The sequence below is a fragment of the Corynebacterium nasorum genome, assembly GCF_032821635.1.
Classification (GTDB): domain Bacteria; phylum Actinomycetota; class Actinomycetes; order Mycobacteriales; family Mycobacteriaceae; genus Corynebacterium; species Corynebacterium kefirresidentii.
In genome coordinates this window covers 38,088-56,734 of record NZ_JAVBIE010000010.1, presented here as the reverse complement: position 1 = coordinate 56,734, position 18,647 = coordinate 38,088, and the positions used below count along the sequence as shown (strand labels likewise).

At 59.8% G+C, this 18,647-nt stretch carries 15 protein-coding genes and 1 tRNA gene; 10 read left to right on the top strand and 6 right to left on the bottom strand.

The features are described 5' to 3' along the window. Window positions 1-16 precede the first annotated feature (16 nt). The 6 genes from RAE07_RS08930 (at window position 17) to RAE07_RS08905 (ending at window position 8,348) form a co-directional block, all read left to right on the top strand. Window positions 17-913, top strand: coding sequence for an oxygenase MpaB family protein (locus tag RAE07_RS08930; protein WP_317001712.1), 897 nt, complete (start codon window positions 17-19; stop codon window positions 911-913). Window positions 914-1,010: 97 nt separating this feature from the next. Then, window positions 1,011-3,743: a (Fe-S)-binding protein gene (locus RAE07_RS08925; RefSeq protein ID WP_317001711.1), complete on the top strand. Its 2,733-nt coding sequence runs from the start codon at window positions 1,011-1,013 to the stop codon at window positions 3,741-3,743. A gap of 34 nt (window positions 3,744-3,777) precedes the next feature. Continuing rightward, window positions 3,778-5,052 carry a cation:proton antiporter gene (locus RAE07_RS08920; protein WP_317001710.1) on the top strand — a complete coding sequence of 425 codons (1,275 nt, stop codon included), beginning with the start codon at window positions 3,778-3,780 and terminating at the stop codon, window positions 5,050-5,052. Window positions 5,053-5,109: 57 nt separating this feature from the next. Further along, on the top strand, window positions 5,110-5,766 hold the full coding sequence (locus tag RAE07_RS08915; protein ID WP_317001709.1) for a DUF1707 domain-containing protein: 657 nt from the start codon (window positions 5,110-5,112) through the stop codon (window positions 5,764-5,766). A 39-nt stretch (window positions 5,767-5,805) separates the two neighbouring features. Next, entirely contained in the window at window positions 5,806-7,035 is a 1,230-nt protein-coding gene (locus RAE07_RS08910; RefSeq protein WP_317001708.1) for a pyridoxal phosphate-dependent aminotransferase, read from the top strand. 149 nt (window positions 7,036-7,184) lie between these two features. Then, window positions 7,185-8,348, top strand: coding sequence for a YibE/F family protein (locus RAE07_RS08905; RefSeq protein ID WP_317001707.1), 1,164 nt, complete (start codon window positions 7,185-7,187; stop codon window positions 8,346-8,348). A gap of 65 nt (window positions 8,349-8,413) precedes the next feature. On the opposite strand, the gene RAE07_RS08900 is transcribed toward RAE07_RS08905, so the two are convergent. Next, on the bottom strand, window positions 8,414-9,742 hold the full coding sequence (locus tag RAE07_RS08900; protein ID WP_317001706.1) for a UDP-glucose dehydrogenase family protein: 1,329 nt from the start codon (window positions 9,740-9,742) through the stop codon (window positions 8,414-8,416). 42 nt (window positions 9,743-9,784) lie between these two features. Beyond that, a complete protein-coding gene (gene dcd, locus RAE07_RS08895; protein WP_034656041.1) occupies window positions 9,785-10,348 on the bottom strand; it encodes a dCTP deaminase in 564 nt (187 codons plus the stop codon). Between the two features lie 65 nt (window positions 10,349-10,413). Between dcd and RAE07_RS08890 the strand changes: the two genes are divergently transcribed. Further along, window positions 10,414-10,487: transfer RNA gene (locus RAE07_RS08890), tRNA-Gly, on the top strand. A 23-nt stretch (window positions 10,488-10,510) separates the two neighbouring features. Here the strand turns inward: RAE07_RS08890 and RAE07_RS08885 are convergent. Genes RAE07_RS08885 through RAE07_RS08875 form a run of 3 tightly spaced genes read right to left on the bottom strand, consistent with a single transcriptional unit; the run spans window position 10,511 to window position 13,707 of the window. Then, window positions 10,511-10,810, bottom strand: coding sequence for a hypothetical protein (locus RAE07_RS08885; RefSeq protein WP_239206591.1), 300 nt, complete (start codon window positions 10,808-10,810; stop codon window positions 10,511-10,513). Between the two features lie 13 nt (window positions 10,811-10,823). Beyond that, complete coding sequence (locus RAE07_RS08880) at window positions 10,824-12,512, bottom strand: VanW family protein (protein ID WP_316360686.1); 1,689 nt, start codon at window positions 12,510-12,512, stop codon at window positions 10,824-10,826. A 34-nt stretch (window positions 12,513-12,546) separates the two neighbouring features. Continuing rightward, the gene (locus tag RAE07_RS08875) at window positions 12,547-13,707 is read right to left on the bottom strand and encodes a glycoside hydrolase family 3 N-terminal domain-containing protein (protein WP_317001705.1); all 1,161 of its coding nucleotides are present in this window, start codon (window positions 13,705-13,707) and stop codon (window positions 12,547-12,549) included. A gap of 58 nt (window positions 13,708-13,765) precedes the next feature. Here RAE07_RS08875 and RAE07_RS08870 point away from each other — a divergent pair, with 58 nt between their 5' ends. Genes RAE07_RS08870 through RAE07_RS08860 form a run of 3 tightly spaced genes read left to right on the top strand, consistent with a single transcriptional unit; the run spans window position 13,766 to window position 17,563 of the window. Next, a complete protein-coding gene (locus RAE07_RS08870; protein WP_317001704.1) occupies window positions 13,766-14,272 on the top strand; it encodes a universal stress protein in 507 nt (168 codons plus the stop codon). A 22-nt stretch (window positions 14,273-14,294) separates the two neighbouring features. Next, window positions 14,295-14,492: a DUF2613 domain-containing protein gene (locus tag RAE07_RS08865; RefSeq protein WP_005325448.1), complete on the top strand. Its 198-nt coding sequence runs from the start codon at window positions 14,295-14,297 to the stop codon at window positions 14,490-14,492. A 2-nt stretch (window positions 14,493-14,494) separates the two neighbouring features. Then, entirely contained in the window at window positions 14,495-17,563 is a 3,069-nt protein-coding gene (locus RAE07_RS08860; protein ID WP_317001703.1) for an alpha-(1->3)-arabinofuranosyltransferase domain-containing protein, read from the top strand. Here RAE07_RS08860 and RAE07_RS08855 read toward each other — a convergent pair. Next, on the bottom strand, window positions 17,484-18,644 hold the full coding sequence (locus tag RAE07_RS08855; protein ID WP_317001702.1) for an acyltransferase family protein: 1,161 nt from the start codon (window positions 18,642-18,644) through the stop codon (window positions 17,484-17,486). The genes RAE07_RS08860 and RAE07_RS08855 overlap by 80 nt on opposite strands. Window positions 18,645-18,647: the final 3 nt, after the last annotated feature.

The window sequence follows — 18,647 nt, the reverse complement described above, 5'->3', positions numbered from 1 at the left end:
CCGCCCTCAAGGAGGCATGATGACTAACCTGAGCAATCCCACCAGCACTACTTTCGTTGACTCCACGGCCCATCCAAGCCAGCCGGAACTCCCAGAGCTTGGTCCAGATTCTTTACTGTGGCAGCGTTTTGGTGATTGGCGTTCCGCTTTCGTCGCTCTGTCCGCCGGACTTCTCCAAATTGCACACCGCGACATTAGCCGTTCCCTGGTCCAGCACTTCAATGTCTTTGACAATGAGGTAGCCCGCTTGGTCCGCTCTGCGTTCCCAATTATTCGAACAGTTTATGAGGGCCCAGAAGTTGGCATCATGATTCGTGATTTTCACAAAGACATTAAGGGAACTCACCCCGATGGAAGTCGCTACCACCCTCTAAACCCTGAGGTCTATTACTGGGCGCACGCCACTTTCGCTGCTATGCCATATGCCTTGGCGGGCAATTTCATGAACCCTCTGAGCAGCGAGGAGCGCGAGCGTTTATTCCAGGAGACTCGGACTTGGTACAGCTTCTATGGCGTCGCTGAACCCGATGATGCACCTAAGTCATATGCCGAGTATGAAAAATACATGGATCGCATGATCGATGAGCTCTCAATAAGCGAAACCATTGAGCGTTCTCGCATTATCAATGGGTTGACACTAGACAGCCCTGATCCCAAAGTCCCTAACTGGCTGTGGCGCCCTATTTCTCCATATGCTTCACGCCTCTTGTTGTGGGTAGCTATTGGTCTCATTCCTGACAAGCTGCGAAACAAACTGGGTTGGGAGTGGACTAAGAAGGACGCGCGCAGGCTCAAGCTTTTCTCTCGCAGCGTCAGAGTCGCATTCTCAGTACTGCCCCGAAAGCTGCGTATGGTGCCTATCGCTTCTCGTGCGTTCGATCGCGCAGAGGCTGAGGGCGGCTTTCGTTATTAGGACGTCACGCCTCCGCACTGAATGCAGACTCTCTGATTTCCAGCCCTAGGCTTTAAGGTAGAGAGAAACGTGGAGCATCAGTTTTAAAGGAGCACGCATGACCACCGTGTTCGGTTGGATCGCTATAGCCGCATCGATTCCGGTGTGGTTGTACTTTTTCACCCGCGTATGGGCCCTCTTCAAGTTCATCCGCTCGGGCGGGCCTACCCAGCTCAAACGCACCGACAATATAGGCAAGCGTTTATGGCGCGTGATTGCAGAGGTCTTTGGCCACTCCCATTTCAAGGGAAAACCTCTGGTCAATGCCGCCCACTGGCTGGTGATGGTGGGCTTCCTTTTCGGCATCCTGGTGTGGTTCGAGGCCTATATCCAAACCTTCGCACCGAATAAGGGCTGGCCGTGGCTCAGCCACTGGCCGGTCTACCACTTTGTGGAAGAAGTCTTGGGCATCGCGACGGTGCTCGGCATTGGCTTCCTCATCGGTGTGCGCCTCAAGCTCGGCGATACCGAGCGTGGCAGCCGCTTCTTCAACTCCCAGACCGCCTCCGCACGCTGGGTAGAGTTCATCGTCTTTTCCGAGGGCCTCGGCATGATCTTGGTGAAGTCCACCAAGATCGCCACCTACGGCGGCGGTTCCGCCTGGGCGGATTTCTTGAGTATCCACTTGGCCAAGCTCTTCCCCGAGTCACCGGCCCTGGTGAGCTTCTTCGCCCTGTTCAAGCTGCTGTCCGGCATGCTGTTTATCGTCTTTATCTCCCGCAATTTCCAGTGGGGCGTCATGTGGCACCGCTTCACCAGCTTTTTCAATATTTTCTTCCAACGCAATGCCACCGGTGAAAAGGCACTGCAGTCCTTGCCCACCCCGGATTTGGAAGAGGACATCACACCAGGCAGCTGGAAGATGCTGCTGGATTCCACTTCATGTACCGAGTGTGGTCGCTGCCAGGAGCTATGCCCAGCCTGGAATACCGAGAAGCCACTGAGCCCCAAAAAGCTCATGATGGACCTGCGCCAGGGAGCGCTGGATAACTACAACCCGCACGAGGGCTTGGATGTACTGTCCATGGCCGGCGTTATCGATGATGATGTGCTGTGGTCTTGTACCAACTGTGGTGCGTGCGTGGATCAGTGTCCTACCGATATTGAGCACATCGACCACATCGCAGACCTGCGCCGCTTCAAGGTGCTCGCTGAATCTGACTTCCCATCTGAGCTCACCGGCCTATTCAAGAACATGGAAAACAAGGGCAACCCGTGGGGCCGGAATAATTCTGAGCGCCGCGCCTGGATCGATGAGGCCCGCGCCGATGGCATCGACGTGCCCATCATCGGTGAGGACGAGGCCGATTTCTCCGATATGGAATACCTGCTCTGGGTGGGCTGCGCCGGCGCCTATGATGACGACGGCCGCCGCACCACCCGTGCGGTCGTAGACCTGCTGCATACCGCGGGCGTGAAGTTTGGTGTCCTCTCCACCGGCGAGACCTGTACGGGCGATCCTGCCCGCCGCGCTGGCAACGAGTTCCTTTTCCAGATGATGGCGCAGCAAAACGTGGAGACCCTCAACAACGCCTTCGACGGCGTACCGGAGGGCCAGCGCAAGATCATCACCACTTGCCCGCACTGCTTTAACACCATCCGCAACGAGTACCCAGACTTTGACGGGCATTTCGACGTCTTCCACCACACCCAGCTGCTCAACCGCCTGGTACGCGAAAGCCTGCTCAAGCCGGTGCCGCGTACGCCGGAAAACCGCAAACCGATTACCTACCACGACCCTTGCTTCCTCGGCCGCCACAACAAGGTCTTCGATCCCCCACGCGAGCTGCTCGAGGCCACCGGCGTGGAAATGCGCGAGATGGACAAGAACCGCGACGAGGCCTTCTGCTGTGGCGCCGGCGGTGCCCGCATGTTCATGGAAGAAAAGCTTGGCACCCGCATCAATGACTTCCGCACCGAACAGGCTTTGGAAACCGGCGCGGAAGAAATTGCCACCGGCTGCCCCTTCTGTAATGTCATGATGACCGGCGGCGTGAAGTCCTTGGCGCAGGATTCTGCCCCCACCACCAAGGTCAATGACGTGGCAGTTATGCTGCGCAATTCCATTTCCCTCGACAAGACCGGCACCCTGCCTGAGCCCCACCCCAAGGCCTTCCTTGCCACTCCGGTGCGCCACCAGAAGTCCACCGGCACCAATGATGCCCCGCTTGCCGACGCCCCCACTTCCGACGCTCCTAACGCTCCCGCCCCCTCCGCCTCGGCCCCGGCAGCTCCCAGCGCACCCGCGGCACCAAGCGCGCCCGCCGCCCCTGCGGCACCGGCTGCGCCTGCGCCAAGTGCACCTTCTACTCCATCAGCGCCAACGCCGCCAGCTGCACCGCAAGCTCCCCAAGCACCGGCAGCTCCCGCAGCACCGACCGCGCCTACCCCACCGAGTGCCCCGGCAGCACCTGCACCACAAGCACCAGCCGCTCCAACACCACCAAGCGCTCCAACGCCGCCGAACGCACCCGCAGCGCCCGCAGCACCCGCGCCAAGCGCACCTTCTGCTCCATCGGCACCGACGCCGCCAGCTGCACCGCAAGCTCCCCAAGCGCCGGCAACTCCCGCCGCACCGACCGCGCCTACCCCACCGAGTGCCCCAGCAGCACCTGCACCGAAAGCACCAGCCGCTCCAACGCCGCCGAGCACACCCGCAGCGCCTGCAGCTCCAAGCGCACCGGCTGCGCCTGCGCCAAGTGCACCTTCTGCTCCGTCGGCACCGACGCCGCCTGCAACTCCGGCACCGCCGGCGTCGGAAAGCGCGCCACAGCCGCCTGAATCTGAGTAGGCGCGCAGGGGCATGGGTGCGTACGCTGTAGTCCATGCATTTTAATGCGGGACTCCCTACCGATGCCCTGCTGCTAGCAGCAGGCGCGACCGAAAATACACACTCCCTCGTCTCTTTCGCTTGGATCATGGCCGCGGCCCTGCTGGCGCCGCTGATCTCTTATATGCTGGGCTACCGTCTTCCATCGGTAGCCCTCTTGCTGATTTTCGGCATGATTATTGGTCCTTCGGTGCTCGACCTCGCTGCCGAGGACGAAGGCATCGAAATGCTCAAGGAGCTCGGCGTGGGAGCGTTATTTCTCCTCGCGGGCTTTGAAATTCAAATCTCCACCCTCAAAACAAAGGAAGCCGGAACGGCGTTATCCACTTGGGCAATCTGTGCCCTCGCCTGTGGGGTGGGTGCCTACTTCCTGGTAGATAATGTGCCAGGTGCCATCGTGGTTGCCTTGGCACTGACTTCAACGGCGCTGGGCACGCTCACGCCGATGCTGAAACAGGACCGCATTCTGGGCACCAAAGTGGGCAACTCTGTGATGATTCACGGTGCCATTGGTGAGGTCGCCCCTATTACCGCAATGGCACTATTGCTGGGTACTCGTTCCACGCTGACGACGATGATCATTTTGTTGTTCTTCATCATCATAGCCGTTGCTGTCGCCATCATGCCGGCGGCTATCGCATCAGCGATCCCTTGGGTAAAGACCGCCTTTATCTCTGGTGCGGGTTCAACCAACCAAACGATTCTGCGTCTTATCATCCTTATTCTGGCCATTCTTATGGCCGTTACCGCAGTCTTTGAACTCGATATTGTGCTCGGTGCTTTTGCTGCCGGCATCATTTTGAACCGTATTATCCCGGATGAGTTCCACCGCCGCCTAGAGCACCGCCTCGATGTGGTGTTTTATTCGATGCTTATTCCGGTCTTCTTTGTGGTCTCTGGCATGAGCATTAGCTGGGATACCATCGCTCATAATCCGTGGAAGGTACTGGGCATTCCAGCTCTCATCTTGGTGACGCGTGGCCTGCCCGTCTTCTTGCGTGAAAATGTTGGGCATACTGGATCTGATATTGAAACCTTCCGCGAGCGCCTCCAAGTAGGTTTGTATTCCGCCACCGGTCTGCCGATCATCGTGGCGGTAACGTCCCTGGCGGTCAATTCCGGAATCATGGAGCCGGAGAATGCCTCGATCTTCGTCTCCGGTGGAGCGCTTACCGTCGCCATCTTCCCATTCTTGGCCAGCTTGGTGGGCGGAAACCAGCAAGAAAAGAAGGACGAGAAGAGCCCTGACGCTGAATCCAAGGAACTATAGGCTGCGTTCGCTGAGAGCACGTCCCTGGAAGGGCAGAATTTTCCTAGACTGGAAAACGTGAGTAATAACTTTGGTTCTTCCCCTGTCAATCGGACTCTGCGGCTGTCCGATTCCGAGCGCAACGATGCCATCAATGACCTCGCCCGCGCCGTGGGTGAAGGCCGGTTAACCATGGAGGAGTTCGAGGACCGCTCGGACGATGTCATGCGCGCTAGCACCCACCAAGACCTCGTGCCCGTCTTCCAAGATATTCCGGCGCGTGGTTCCCACGAGGTCAAGATTTATTCTCGGGGAGACGTCACGCGCGCCCATAATGCAGGAAAGAAACCAAAGTTTGCCACTGCCCTTTCCGGCTCTGTGGTGCTTGCAGTAGCAAGCCCCACTCTGATCTTCTTGAGCGCTACCATGAGCAACCCATGGCTTCTACTCGGGGGCGCGGTGGCAGCCGCCCTCATTCCAATTTTGTGGATCATGCTCTACGTCGCCAAGGTCGGCCCCTCCTCATGGCACGCCCCATCCGTGCGCCAGATTGAGCGGCAGCAGTTGCGTGAAATTCGCGCTCTCACGGCGCATGAGCGCGCGCAGCAAAAAATGATCGAGGAAAAGATGTGGGCCGATCGCCGTATGCAAGCTGGCGAAATTACCGGCCAAGCCATGGATCTGGCCAAGCGGAAGTTCAGCGAGTGGAGTAAAAATAGTCATCGCCGGTGTTGAAGCATTTTGTGTGGCTGTGAATCGTGGCACAATATTCCCATGACTTCTCCCAAACACCGCATCTTTGACCAATCCGACAAACTCAAGGGCGTCGCGTATGACATCCGCGGCGAGGTCTCTGCGGAAGCGGAACGCATGGAGCTCGATGGCCACACCATCTTGAAACTCAACACCGGTAACCCGGCCGTCTTCGGCTTCGAAGCACCCGATGTCATCATGCGCGATATGATCGCCGCCCTGCCTAATTCCCAGGGCTATTCCACCTCCAAGGGAATCATTCCTGCCCGCCGATCCATCGTTACCCGCTACGAGCTGGAGGATTTCCCACCCTTCGATATCAACGATGTCTTCTTGGGCAATGGCGTCTCCGAGCTCATCAGCATGACCACCCAAGCGCTGCTTAATAACGGCGATGAGGTTCTCATCCCGGCACCGGATTATCCATTGTGGACCGCAGCTACTTCTCTGGCAGGTGGTACCCCAGTGCACTACTTGTGTGATGAGGAGGATGATTGGAATCCATCCATCGAGGACATCGAGTCCAAGATTACGGATAAGACCAAAGCCATCGTGGTCATTAACCCTAATAACCCGACGGGTGCGGTCTACTCGCGCGAAGTACTGCAGAAGATTGTCAGCATCGCCCGCGAGCATAACCTGCTCATCTTGGCCGATGAGATCTATGACCGCATTCTTTATGACGGCGCGCAGCACATCTCCATCGCTTCGCTAGCCCCTGACCTTCTCACCATCACGTTTAATGGCTTATCCAAGGCCTATCGCGTGTGTGGCTACCGTGCCGGCTGGATGGTACTTACAGGCCCTAAGCACCACGCCCGTGGCTTCATCGAAGGCCTTGAGCTTCTGGCCGGAACTCGCCTGTGCCCGAACGTACCGGCGCAGCACGCTATCCAGGTGGCGCTGGGTGGCCGGCAGTCCATCTTTGAGCTCACCGGTACCGGCGGGCGTCTTTTACGCCAGCGCAATATCGCCTACGAGAAGCTCAATGAGATTCCCGGCGTTTCCGCGGTAAAACCCATGGGCTCGCTCTACCTCTTCCCGCGCCTGGATCCGAATGTGTATGAAATCCATGATGATGCCAAGCTCATGCTGGATATTTTGAAGGCGGAAAAGATCCTCATGGTTCAGGGAACCGGCTTCAACTGGCCGAACCCAGATCACTTCCGCGTAGTCACGCTGCCGTGGGCATCCCAGATCGAAAACGCCATTGAGCGCCTTGGCAACTTCCTGGTGAGCTATAAGCAGTAGCTTTCTTCCCCGCCAGTTGCTAATGATAGTAATAATCCATAACAATATGGTGCATGGGAAGACATTCTGCGGCACCTAAGCCTCAGCCGACTCGAAGTTCATGGGGTCGGCTCTCTACTTCGATAGCTCACCATCCTTGGCGCTTAGCCTTGCTCGGCGTGCTCGTCATAGCTCTTATAGCCACCATTGCGGGCATGGCATTGCTGTGGCCTACTAGCCCAGCCAGCGAGCACACCTCCACCGATTTTCAGCAAACCTACGCCCTCAACCACCCACAGGTCGAAGGCACGGTCGACACGACAGACCACTCGGCTTGCCAATCGGAACTTACTGGGCAGGCCTTCGATAAGCCACCGCTCATTCCTGGGTCTGAAGAAGTGCAGTGCGACCGCGCCTTGGTCAATATCACCTCCGGCGAGGACGAAGGACGCATGACCCAACTGGTCACCTACGGAAATGCCGGCGATCCGCAGCTTAAACCGGGCGATAAAATTGTTCTTTCTAAGGCAGATGACCCTTCCGGCGCTGTGTCCTATGCTTTTGCTGATTATCAGCGCACCGGAAGCCTAGCTCTGTGGGCGGTTATCGTCGCCGTCGTCATTATCGCTTTTGCGGCGTGGCATGGCGTGCGTGCCATTATCGGTTTAGTGCTCAGCCTAGGCGTGATCTTTGCATTCCTCGTCCCCGCTCTTATCGACGCCCATAATCCCCTGTGGTCCGCCCTTGTAGCTTGCTCTGCCATCATTCTGCTGGCCGTTCCTCTCGTCCACGGCATGAATTGGAAATCGGCATCGGCGGTGGGTGGTTCCCTCACCGCTCTCATTCTCGCAGCGGTGCTGGCATGGGCCACTATCAATGGTTCGCAGTTGCAGGGCTACAGTTCTGAGGACAACCTCAAGCTACTTCTTTATATGCCTGATGTATCCATCGTGGGCGTGCTCTTGTGCGGCTTTGTAGTTGGCGCCTTGGGCAGCCTTGCCGACGTCGCCGTGGCCCAAGCATCCACCATTACCGAACTCCACGAAGCGGATCCTGATGCCCGCCCTACACAGCTTTTCCTCTCCGCAATGAAGGTGGGCCGCGACCATATTGCCTCCATGGTCTATACGCTGATTCTCACCTATACCGGCGCGACCTTGCCGCTGCTCATGCTGATTACCGCAGCAGAACGCCCTGCCGGACAGATTTTGAGCAGCGATCTCGTCGCTACTGAGCTGCTGCGTTCTGGAGTGGGCGCGATGGCATTGACCCTCGCGGTTCCCATCACTACGGCCATTGCGGCCTTCACGGTGCCAAAGCGTACAAAAGCTTAAGCCTAAGCGGAAGGCTGAGCCAGCATCGACGCTGCTCAGCCTTTCGTATCTAGGCAGTTGAGAACCTAGAGGGTGCGGCCTAGGGCCTCAACCTTCCAGCCTGCCTGCTGCCAATCCGCGACAGGCAGCACATTGCGGCCGTCGATAATGTGTTTATTGTCCACGAGCTGGCCCGCTTGCTGCGGATCCAATTCCTTGAATTGCTTCCACTCGGTAGCCAAAATCACCAGCTCGGCCTCGCTCAGGGCGTCATCAGTGTCTGCGGCGTAATCCAAGGTGGGGAATACCTTTTTGGCGTTGTCCATACCCTCTGGGTCATAGACGGTTACTGCCGCACCGGCCAAGGACAAGGAACCGGCCACGGAAAGGGCGGGCGAATCGCGCACGTCATCGGAATTTGGCTTAAACGCGCAGCCCAGCACGGTCACGCGGTGACCAAGCAGAGAACCATTGAAGGCTTCCTTGGCAAGGTCTACCACGCGGTCGCGGCGGCGCATATTGATAGCGTCTACCTCGCGCAGGAAGGTCAGCGCCTGGTCGGCGCCAAGTTCGCCGGCGCGGGCCATGAAGGCGCGAATATCCTTGGGCAAGCAACCGCCACCAAAGCCGAGACCGGCGCCTAAGAACTTGCGGCCGATGCGTTCGTCGAGCCCAATGGCGTCGGCAAGCGCGGTCACGTCCGCGCCCGCAATCTCGCAGATTTCGGAGACTGCGTTGATAAAGGAAATCTTGGTGGCTAGAAATGCGTTAGCGGAGACTTTGACCAGCTCCGCGGTCTGCCAGTCCGTGACAATAAATGGGGTGTCTTGCGAGAGCGGCTGGGCATAGACTTCACGCGCGACCTCTTCAGCTCGACTTTCATTGTTGGTTTCACCAACGCCGAACACGATGCGGTCTGGGGTGATGGTGTCCTTGACGGCATAGCCCTCGCGCAGGAACTCCGGGTTCCAGGCAATTTCCACGGTGGCGCCTTCTGGGGCAAGCTCATTGGCTAGTTCCTGGAGTTCCGCGGCGGTGCCGACCGGGACGGTAGATTTACCGAAGATGATGTGATCGCCCTTGAGCTTGGGCACCAAGTCCGTAATAACGGCCTTAACGTAGGTCATATCCGCCGCGTAGGAACCACGGCGCTGCGGAGTTCCGACGCCCAAAAAGTGCAGATTGCCGAACTCGGCTGCTTCTTCGTAGTCCGTGCTGAAATCGAGGCGTCCGGCCTCGATATTGCGCTCCAGAACCTCCGGCAGGCCCGGTTCATAGAACGGAACCTTGCCCGATTTAAGAGCGGAAATCTTATTTTCATCTACGTCCACGCCTAGTACTTCATGGCCGAGCTCGGCCATGCACGCAGCATGGGTTGCACCCAGGTATCCGGTGCCGATTACAGTCATACGCATAAGGCCTTATCTTAAAGGCCTTATGTGAATACCGGTTTAAGCCTATCGAAAATTCAGGTAAGACTTCGATGGCGTCGGGCCACGCTGGCCTTGGTACTTCGACCCCAGCGAACCCGTGCCATAAGGGCTTTCAGCTGCTGAAGTCATCTTGAAAATCGCCAACTGACCCACCTTCATGCCCGGCCACAGGGCAATGGGCAGGTTGGCTGTATTAGAAAGCTCGAGCGTAATGTGACCGGAAAAGCCTGGGTCAATAAAGCCCGCGGTGGAGTGGGTCAACAATCCTAAGCGGCCGAGCGAAGACTTGCCCTCCAAGCGGCCAGCCAAGTTCGCAGGCAGGGTGAACTTTTCCAACGTAGCACCGAGGACGAACTCGCCTGGGTGCAGGATGAAGGACTGATCTTCTTCTACCTCCACCAAGGTGGTGAGATCCGGCATTTCCTCTTTGGGGTCAATATGCGTATACCGCGAGTTATTGAAGACGCGGAAATATTTATCCAGGCGCACGTCTACCGAGGAGGGCTGGATAAGCTCGCTGTCGAAGGGCTCGATGCCCAATTCTTCGGCGTCAATGGCGGAACGGATATCACGATCTGAAAGAAGCACGGCCCCAATTCTACTCATGCCGAAGGCCAAGGTGTATAGTAGGCCGGAGCGCACAAGTGCGCAGTGCCGACGTAGTTTAATGGTAGAACTGCAGCTTCCCAAGCTGCTAGCGCGGGTTCGATTCCCGTCGTCGGCTCCAATTTTCGGGGGGGAATTTTCTTGCTAGTCTGTGGCGCTTAACCACTGGGCAAGTTCTTTTTGTGCCCGCTCTACCCCGCCTGGATAGTGCGCCTCTAGTTCTGCGGCGGCCGGCTTCAAGAATCTCTCCACAAGCTCGGCCATATCACGCTGAGGCACGGTGCCACGGATATTATCCAGCGGGGCACGGAACGTCACTCCAAGGTCAGTCCGGAGCTGATATCCGCGCCAATCTTCGCTGTAAACGCGCAGCTCTGCCCCGCGCAGGTTCGATTCGATAACCACATTGCCAAAGATGAGCGTTGTCAGAGTTCTCTCTTCCATGGCTCCGAGCCTACTATCCGCAGCGAACGATGGGCTGCGGGTCGTAGACCGTGGTGGTGGTCTCGCGGGAGAGCTCTTTGCCGCCGAGGTCCTTGATGATGCGGGTATCAGACGTCGTAAAGCCTGGCGCACCAGAGGAAGGCGAGCAGTCGCTGCCTGGCACAGACATCGGCTGTGGGTCGGTATTGGCCCAGCGGCCATTGTTCACAGACTCAACGTCAACGGTCTTGGTGCCCTTCAAACGCACGGTAATCTTGCCGCCCCCGAAGTCGGTCTCAATGCGGACCGGGGTGTTGAAGGTATTGGTGAACTGCAGGTCGATGGCGCCTTCGTAAACGGTGGCCTCGCGGCCGGCGGGGTAGCGCGAAATATAGTACGAGTGCGGGGTGTGGGCGGTATCTTCCATGCCCGCAAAGTAGGCAGCGTTGTACAAGGTAGTGGCGAATTGGGAGATGCCACCGCCGACGGCGGAACCGGAGTGGCCATCAATAATGATGCCGGATTCCACATAGCCCTGGGCAGTGCCGCGGGGGCCGGTGTAGCCATTGAGGGAGAAGGTCTCGCCGGGGTTGACTACAGCGCCGTTGACCTCTTGGGCCACCAGCTCGATGTTCTTGCCCGAGGCAGCGGAATAGCCCTCGGTTGTGAACTCGCCAACGGTATCGTTAAAGGTCGCCTTCTTGGCGTCTTCGGTGGTGAACTCGGCAGGGTCCGGCTTATAAGTAGCGTCCCACTCGCGGTCGTCACCGGTCACACGCTTGTCAAAGTCCTTCATGGTCGGCTCCCAGTCGATGATTTCGCCATCTTCGGACGGGGTGACCTGCTTGTCGTTGCCGTTGAAGGAAATCTTGGCATTCACACCGGGCACATCGGCGCCCTCAGAGCGCTCCGCCAACAGCTCCTGCGCGCGGTTGGTATCCACGGCGAGCTTGAGCTTGCCGTCCTTCTTTTCAATGCTGGTGAATTGGGAGATTTCCGGCTTATTCAGGGTAGCCGTGACATTATTTTTAGCCTTCAAGGTAATCGGATTATCCAGTGCCTTAGCGGCGTCGCCGGTGCGCATGGCCTCGATGGCCGCATCATTGATGGCCGGTTCTACCTCTTCTGGGTCCACGTCCACGCCCTCGGAATCGAGCCAGTTTTCTGTGACCGCGTTGTGCAAGGAGCCGGCATCCACGGTTTGGCCAAGTTTCGGGTCGGTGACCTTGAGCTCGCCGTTGTTAAGCTCCAACATGCCATCGACAGGGTGGGTGGAAAGGTTTTTCTTCACCCGCTCCAAGGCAGGCTGCAGCTGGGCTTCATCTACGTTGGTCTCTACCGGAATATCCCGGGTGGAACGGAAGAAGCTATACAGGCGGGTGAAAGGGTTGAGGGAAGGCTCCTTAATATTGTCCACGGCCCGCTGGTTATCCAGGGCAAGGCCCGATTCGGAAGGGACGAGTTCTGTGTGAAGGTCACCGGAGGTGACGGAAACGGGTTCGGTCTCTACGCCCGCAAGCTCATCTTCGAGCTTCTCCACGGCGGCAGTGCGATCCATGGCGGAGATGTCCACGCCGTTGACGGAAACGGCGCGCGGAATCTTGTCCTGGTTTGCCGCGACATCCCAGGCATAAGCAATACCCGCGATCAGGACAAGGCCGACAAATACACCGAGCGCGATGAGCCAGCCTTTAGCACCGTTTTTTCCTTCTGCCTTTTTCACGCCTTAAAGGTTAACGGTTTTAGTGGTATTTTTCCTAGTCCTGTGCGGCCTCGGCTGCAACGTCGGCCGGTGGAACGCTGACATGGCGGGCCGCGTCCTCGAGACGCTCGCGCGGCAGGCGCCCCTCGTCCACGGCACCGACAACGGCATCGATTACCGCATTGATATCGCCCTCGGTGGACCACAGGGGCATATCGGCACCCGCATTGAGGGAGGTCACGACGGCGTCGGCAAGCGGGAGCGAATCCGCAATCGCCTTCATGCCACCGATGTCATCGGTATAAATAGGGCCGTCGTACTGCAGGGTCTCGCGAGCCAAGCCATAAGCCTCCGGCAGCATAGAAGCAGGAGTCTGGCCATCGCCCAAACCGGGCACGGCGAGGTGGCCCATCATGAGCGCGGCATTCGGCGCTTGAGGGAGGGCGGTTTTAAAAGGAATGAACTCGTGTCCCTCCAGCTCTTCCAGCGGCGGGGTAACGGCCTCGGCCAGGTGGGTATCGCCAGAAGCACGGCCGTGTCCCGGGAAATGCTTGAATACGGCCTTGACCCCAGCGGAATCCAACCCGCGGGCAAAGGCGGCGCCGTATTCACCCGCCTGTGCTGGATCGGTGGAAAAGGACCGATCGCCCACCACCTCTAGGCCATTGCCATCGACGTCGAGCACCGGCGCAAAGTCCACGTTGATGCCATTAGCCTTGAGGCTCGTGCCAATCTCGTGGGCCAGCTGTTCCACCTCTTGCGGGGAACGCTCGGCTGCCATTTGTTGCGGTGCGGGATAATCGCCCAAGATCTCTGAGAAACGCTGCACCCGCCCGCCTTCAAAATCGATGGAGACTTCAAAGTCGCGGCCTACCTCTTGGCGCAGGGCATTAATATCGCGGCCCTCTTCCTGCAGCAGGTTGGGATCCGCCCAGCTGGGAATAAAGATTCCGCCCACGCCAGCATCCAGTTTGGCCTTAGCATCGTCGTAATTGGTGACCGGGGGCATCAACACAGAGGCGGCCATGGCGCGGATGTCCTGCTGCGGGGCTGCTTCCTGCGAAGTCTCTTCTTGCGTCTCTTGCGTCGCGGCCGGTGAGCTCGATGCCGCTGGGGTGGTGGAGTCCTGACTCTCGGCGTCCTCCTGAGGGGAGGTAGAGCAGGCGCCCAAGGCCGTCACGAGGGCAAGGCTGGCGAGAATGCGCGGAGTTTTCATGCCTTCCAGTGTGCAATATTCCTCGCCTTCTGTCTGAAACGGTGGGTAGACTAGCCACATGAGTAACGGCGAGACAATGCTAATTGCCTACGATGGCACCGAACGAGCCGGCCGCGCCCTCGAGCACGCGACCCAGCTGCTGCGGCCCACCACGGTGGAAATCCTCACCGCTTGGGAACCCGTAGCCCGGCAGACCGCCCGCGCCGTCAGCCGCACTGGAATGCACCAGTCCACCGTCTCCCCGGACGGCGTCGAAGAGGATCCGGCCTACGAGGAAGCGTTGAAAATCTGCCGCCAGGGCATCGAACTAGCCGAAAGCCTGGGCTTGGCTGGCCGCGCCCACTTGGTGGAATCCGCCACCACTATTTCCTCCGCCATCATTGATGCAGCACACGAGCTGGACGTGGATGTCATCGTGACCGGCACCCGCGCCCTGACAGGTTTCCGCGCCTGGTGGACCAACTCCACCGCCGATCAGATTGTGCGCAATGCCGGCCTTCCCGTCTTTATCGTGCCGCAGGAAAACGAGGAAGACGCGGACGATGATGAGGCAGAATACTTCTAAATAGCTGCTAGTATTTTTAGCCATGGCTCTGGAAACCGATTCTTTGAACAAGCGCACCCTTGGCCCCGCCATCGGTAGCGCTGTTGTGGGCATCGCGCTCGGCGTCATCACCATCATCGGCATCGCGCAGTTCTCCGGCACTGATACCGTGCCGGAAGGCAATGCGGTTTCTGCTTCCGATGCGGTTTTGGGCGGCCCTGAGTACGGATCCCGCAACTAGGTGTGCGTACCCTCCGCGGGCGGCTTGCCCGCCCCTACCCGCTGGGGATCTTTGCCCTAGCGCTCATCCTCCTCGTGCAGCCGTGGGGGCTGACAGCTGCCGATACCAAGCATGATCTGGCCGCCAATCCGCTGCACTTTCTCCGCGGGGCACTGAGCGCCTATACGGATACCTTTACCCTGGGACAACTACAAAATCAGGCCTATGGCTATCTTTTTCCCCAGGGGCCCTTCTTCGTTTTGACCCAGCCACTGCCCGATTGGCTGGCCCAGCGCCTATGGTGGCTGGTGGTCTTAAGCGTTGGCTTCATCGGCTTTCATAAGCTCGCCTGCAAGGTAGGCCTGCGCGGCGGGTGGGTCTGGGTGGCGGCGATGCTCTACGCGCTCTCGCCTCGCGCGCTTTCTACCCTGACCGCCATTTCTTCCGAGACCTGGCCGGTCATGCTCGCCCCCTGGGTCATCCTGCCCTTCCTCAATGCCAAGCTCACCTGGCGCGACGCCGCCGCAGCCACCATCCCCGTAGCGCTCATGGGTGCGGTCAATGCCACCGCCACCATCGCCGCCTGCACCCCGGCCGCGGTAATTGTGCTCTACCGCCGCGCATTCAAACCCGGCGCGGCCTGGATCCTAGGGTGCCTGGCGGTATCGGCGTGGTGGATCGGCCCGCTTATCGTACTTGGCCGCTACGCCCCGCCGTTTACGGAATTCATCGAATCCGCTCGCGTGACCACGCGCTGGCTCAACCTGCCAGAAATTCTGCGCGGAACCACGAGCTGGACACCGTTTGTAGATACCGAGCGCGTGGCGGGCAATGCGCTGGCTACCGAATCCTTCTTCGTGCTGGTCACCATGGGCATCGCGGCCGTGGGCATCTACGGACTCACCAAACTGCCGCGTGTGTGGGCCGTTGTCCTAATGGTGGGCATCGCGGTGCTGGGCTGCCAGGCGGGGTGGTACCTCGATGCTCTCGATGGCCCGCTGGCCGCGCTGCGCAACCTGCATAAGTTTGATCCGCTGGTGCGCATCCCACTGCTTTTGGGTGTCGCGCGCGCCTGCGCGCATCTGCCTCTACCGCAGAGCTTGCGGCCTACCAAGAAGCAGACAGTAGGCGCGCTCACGCTACTGCTGTGCATCGCGGTCATCTCCCCGGCATGGTCGCAGCGCTTGCTGCCGCTGGGGGCGTATAAGGAGGTTCCCTCCTACTGGCACGAGGCCACGGACTTTATCAATACTCATGCCGCCGATACCCGCACCCTTATCTACCCGGAAGCATCCTTTGCCCGGCAGACCTGGGGGTGGACGCGCGATGAGCCGGCCCAGCCGCTGCTCGATGTCCCTTGGGCCGTGCGCGATGCCGTTCCACTCGTACCAGCAGAGGCTATCCGCGGGCTCGACGGCGTCATGGCCGCACTGAAGGAGGACCCAGCCACCGGCGTGCGCTCCCTTCAGCGCCTGGGCATCGGCGCGGTCATGGTGCGCCACGATCTCTTCACCGGTGAGGACGAGGCCCTGGCCAGTAAATTTGGCGGCGAAGTCCACCGCTTCGACGAGGTCGATGTCATCTTGCTCAACCACGCCGGCATGTCCTTAGGGCCCACAGACCCAGTCCGCGTGGCCGGCGGCGGGGAAGCCTTGGCGCTTCTCGACGCCCACTATGGCCCCACCACCCGCCAGCTCGTCGATCGCGACGCCGATATCGTCACCGATACCCCGACGCTTTCGGACCGCAACTATGGCACCCTCGACGGCCCTATCTCCGCACCCCTGGCTGCAGACGACCCCAGCCACGTAAATAACCGCCTGCGCGATTATCCCTCCGCGGGGCCTCTTAGCCAGGTCGAGACTCACGGCGGTTCCGTGGCGGTCTCCTCCTCGGCAGCCGATGCCACGGCCTTCGGTGGCGCCCAACCGCACAAGTCCGCTACGGCCGCGGTGGATGGGGAAAATTCCACCGCGTGGTGGCCCGCGCCGGGCGATGATTCCGGGTGGATTGAGCTGCGCGGTCATTTCACCCAACCGCGCCTAAAGCTCATGGCCACCAGCGCCACTACGGTTACGGTGCGCTCCGGCAGCGCCGCAGTAGACGTGGACTTACAGCCCTTCCGCTCGCAGGAGGTACGCGTACCTGGCGGCGATACCGAGGCCATCCGCGTGGAGCTGTCCCACCGCACCGGCATCGCGGAACTAGGGGTAGAGGGCCAGCCGGTCGAGCGCGTAGTAACCGTGCCGGATACCTCCCCCGATGTGCACCATTTCTTCTTCCAGCAGATGCTGCAAGATACCGGTGTGCTCATCCGCGACTTCACGGCGCCGCGCCCCATGCGGGTAAAGGTAGATTCCACCAAGCCGGTGCTTATCGACGCCCACCGCTACTCCCCCGGCGATTCCCTCACCCTGAGCCCCGGCACGCACCGTGTGCGCACCACTGGACCGTGGGTGAGCCTTCGCGAGGTGGGCTGGCGCCCGCCGGAGCCCTCGGAGCCCACTGGATACTCGATTAAAGCCAGCGAGGAAGACCGCCTCTTGGTCACCGGACGCGCCTTTAATAAGGGCCTGCGCGGGTATTTGGACAATGACGAGCTCACCCCGCGCGAGATCGACGCCGCCACCCAGGCTTTTGTCATTCCGGCCGGCCGTTCCGGCGACTTCCATATGTCCTTCACCGCCCAGCCGGTTTATCGCGCCACCCTCCTCTTGGGCGGCTCCTTGGGATTGCTGACGCTCGGCTTGTGCCTCCTTGCGGTCGCGCGCCGCCCGTCCCAGCCCGCCTGGCACGCACCGCGTGAGGGCGCTGCCTCAGCCGCCGTGGCACTTGGTGCACTGGCCCTTACCGGCTGGCCGGCCGCAGTGGCGGCCGTGGCCGCGTGGTTGGTAGTGCGCTGGACCACCATCCCGCGCGGCTATCTCGCCCCCGGCGTAGTCGCTGCGGCTGGAGCCATCCTCGCCCGCGCGCCGTGGACGTCTGGTTCCTATGCGGGTGATTCGCTCTTGCTTAGCTGCTTGTGTGCCGCGGGCGTGGCCTGTCTTTTCGCCGCCGACCGAGGAGAAGATCCCGGCCGGGACGCTCGGTGAGCGTATAACTAGCGGCCGAAACCACCACGGTGCCCACCACAGTCACAGCCAGAATGACCCAAAAGTCCAGGGGTTTCCCGCTAAAAAGCGGCACCCCGGTAAGGGGAAAGGCCAGGCCCAAGATAGCCACATGCCACAAGAAGATGGAATAGGACCATGTACCCAGTGCCTGCATGAGTGGGCTGGTCAGCCAAGATTTCTCCCGCGGGGCTAGAGCCACCGGTACCACCACGACTGCGGCAAAGGCCGCGCCCGCCATGATGCGGCGAGAAAATTCCGCGGGTTCGGGATGGATAAGCCCCTGCGGCCCAAACCACTCGCGACTGGCAACCCACAGCACCACCGCCGCCGCGAGCCACCACGCCCAGCGCGGCCGCAGCACGCGCTGCACTCGCCGACTGATGCCGGCCTCTTCGCATTCGGCGGCCAGCATTCCCACGGCAAACCACGAGGCATACGCCGGCGGCCAGATCTGCGAATTGACCTGGTCCTTGGCGTAATCGGCTACAAAGGGCACGAATCCCCACGCCCAGCTGAGCACTCCCGCCAAGACAATGGCGGCAATGCGCCAGCGCCGCGGCAGCGTTCCAAGCAGCCACACCAGCACAGGCAAGAAGAGATAAAAGAAGAACTCCACGCACAGCGACCACAGATGGGTAAGACCTGGGGCCAACCCGTCGACCACATAAATTTGCGTGGAAGTCAGGTTGCTCAGCAATTGGGTGAGGGTGAGTGAGTGGGCGTCGGGAAGCAGGAGCATCACCGCCACCACGCAGGCATAATAGGCCGGCAACAGACGTGCCACGCGCGAGCGCGCATAGCCGGATAAGCTGTGCAAGCCACGGCGGCGCCACAGCAAGAAGGCGCTGAGTGCAAAGAAAACGGCGACGAAAAAATCGAAGCGCCCGGCAAACCCCCACCCAGTTCCGGTCTGAAAAGACACGTGGGTGACAATGATTCCAAGGGAGGCGACCGCGCGTAGACCGTCTAGCTCCGGCAGATGCTGGGGTACGCTTTTCACAGATGCCTGCGGCTGCACGCTTGCTCCTAACCCCGGATCGACCTGAAACTGATTGGACATATT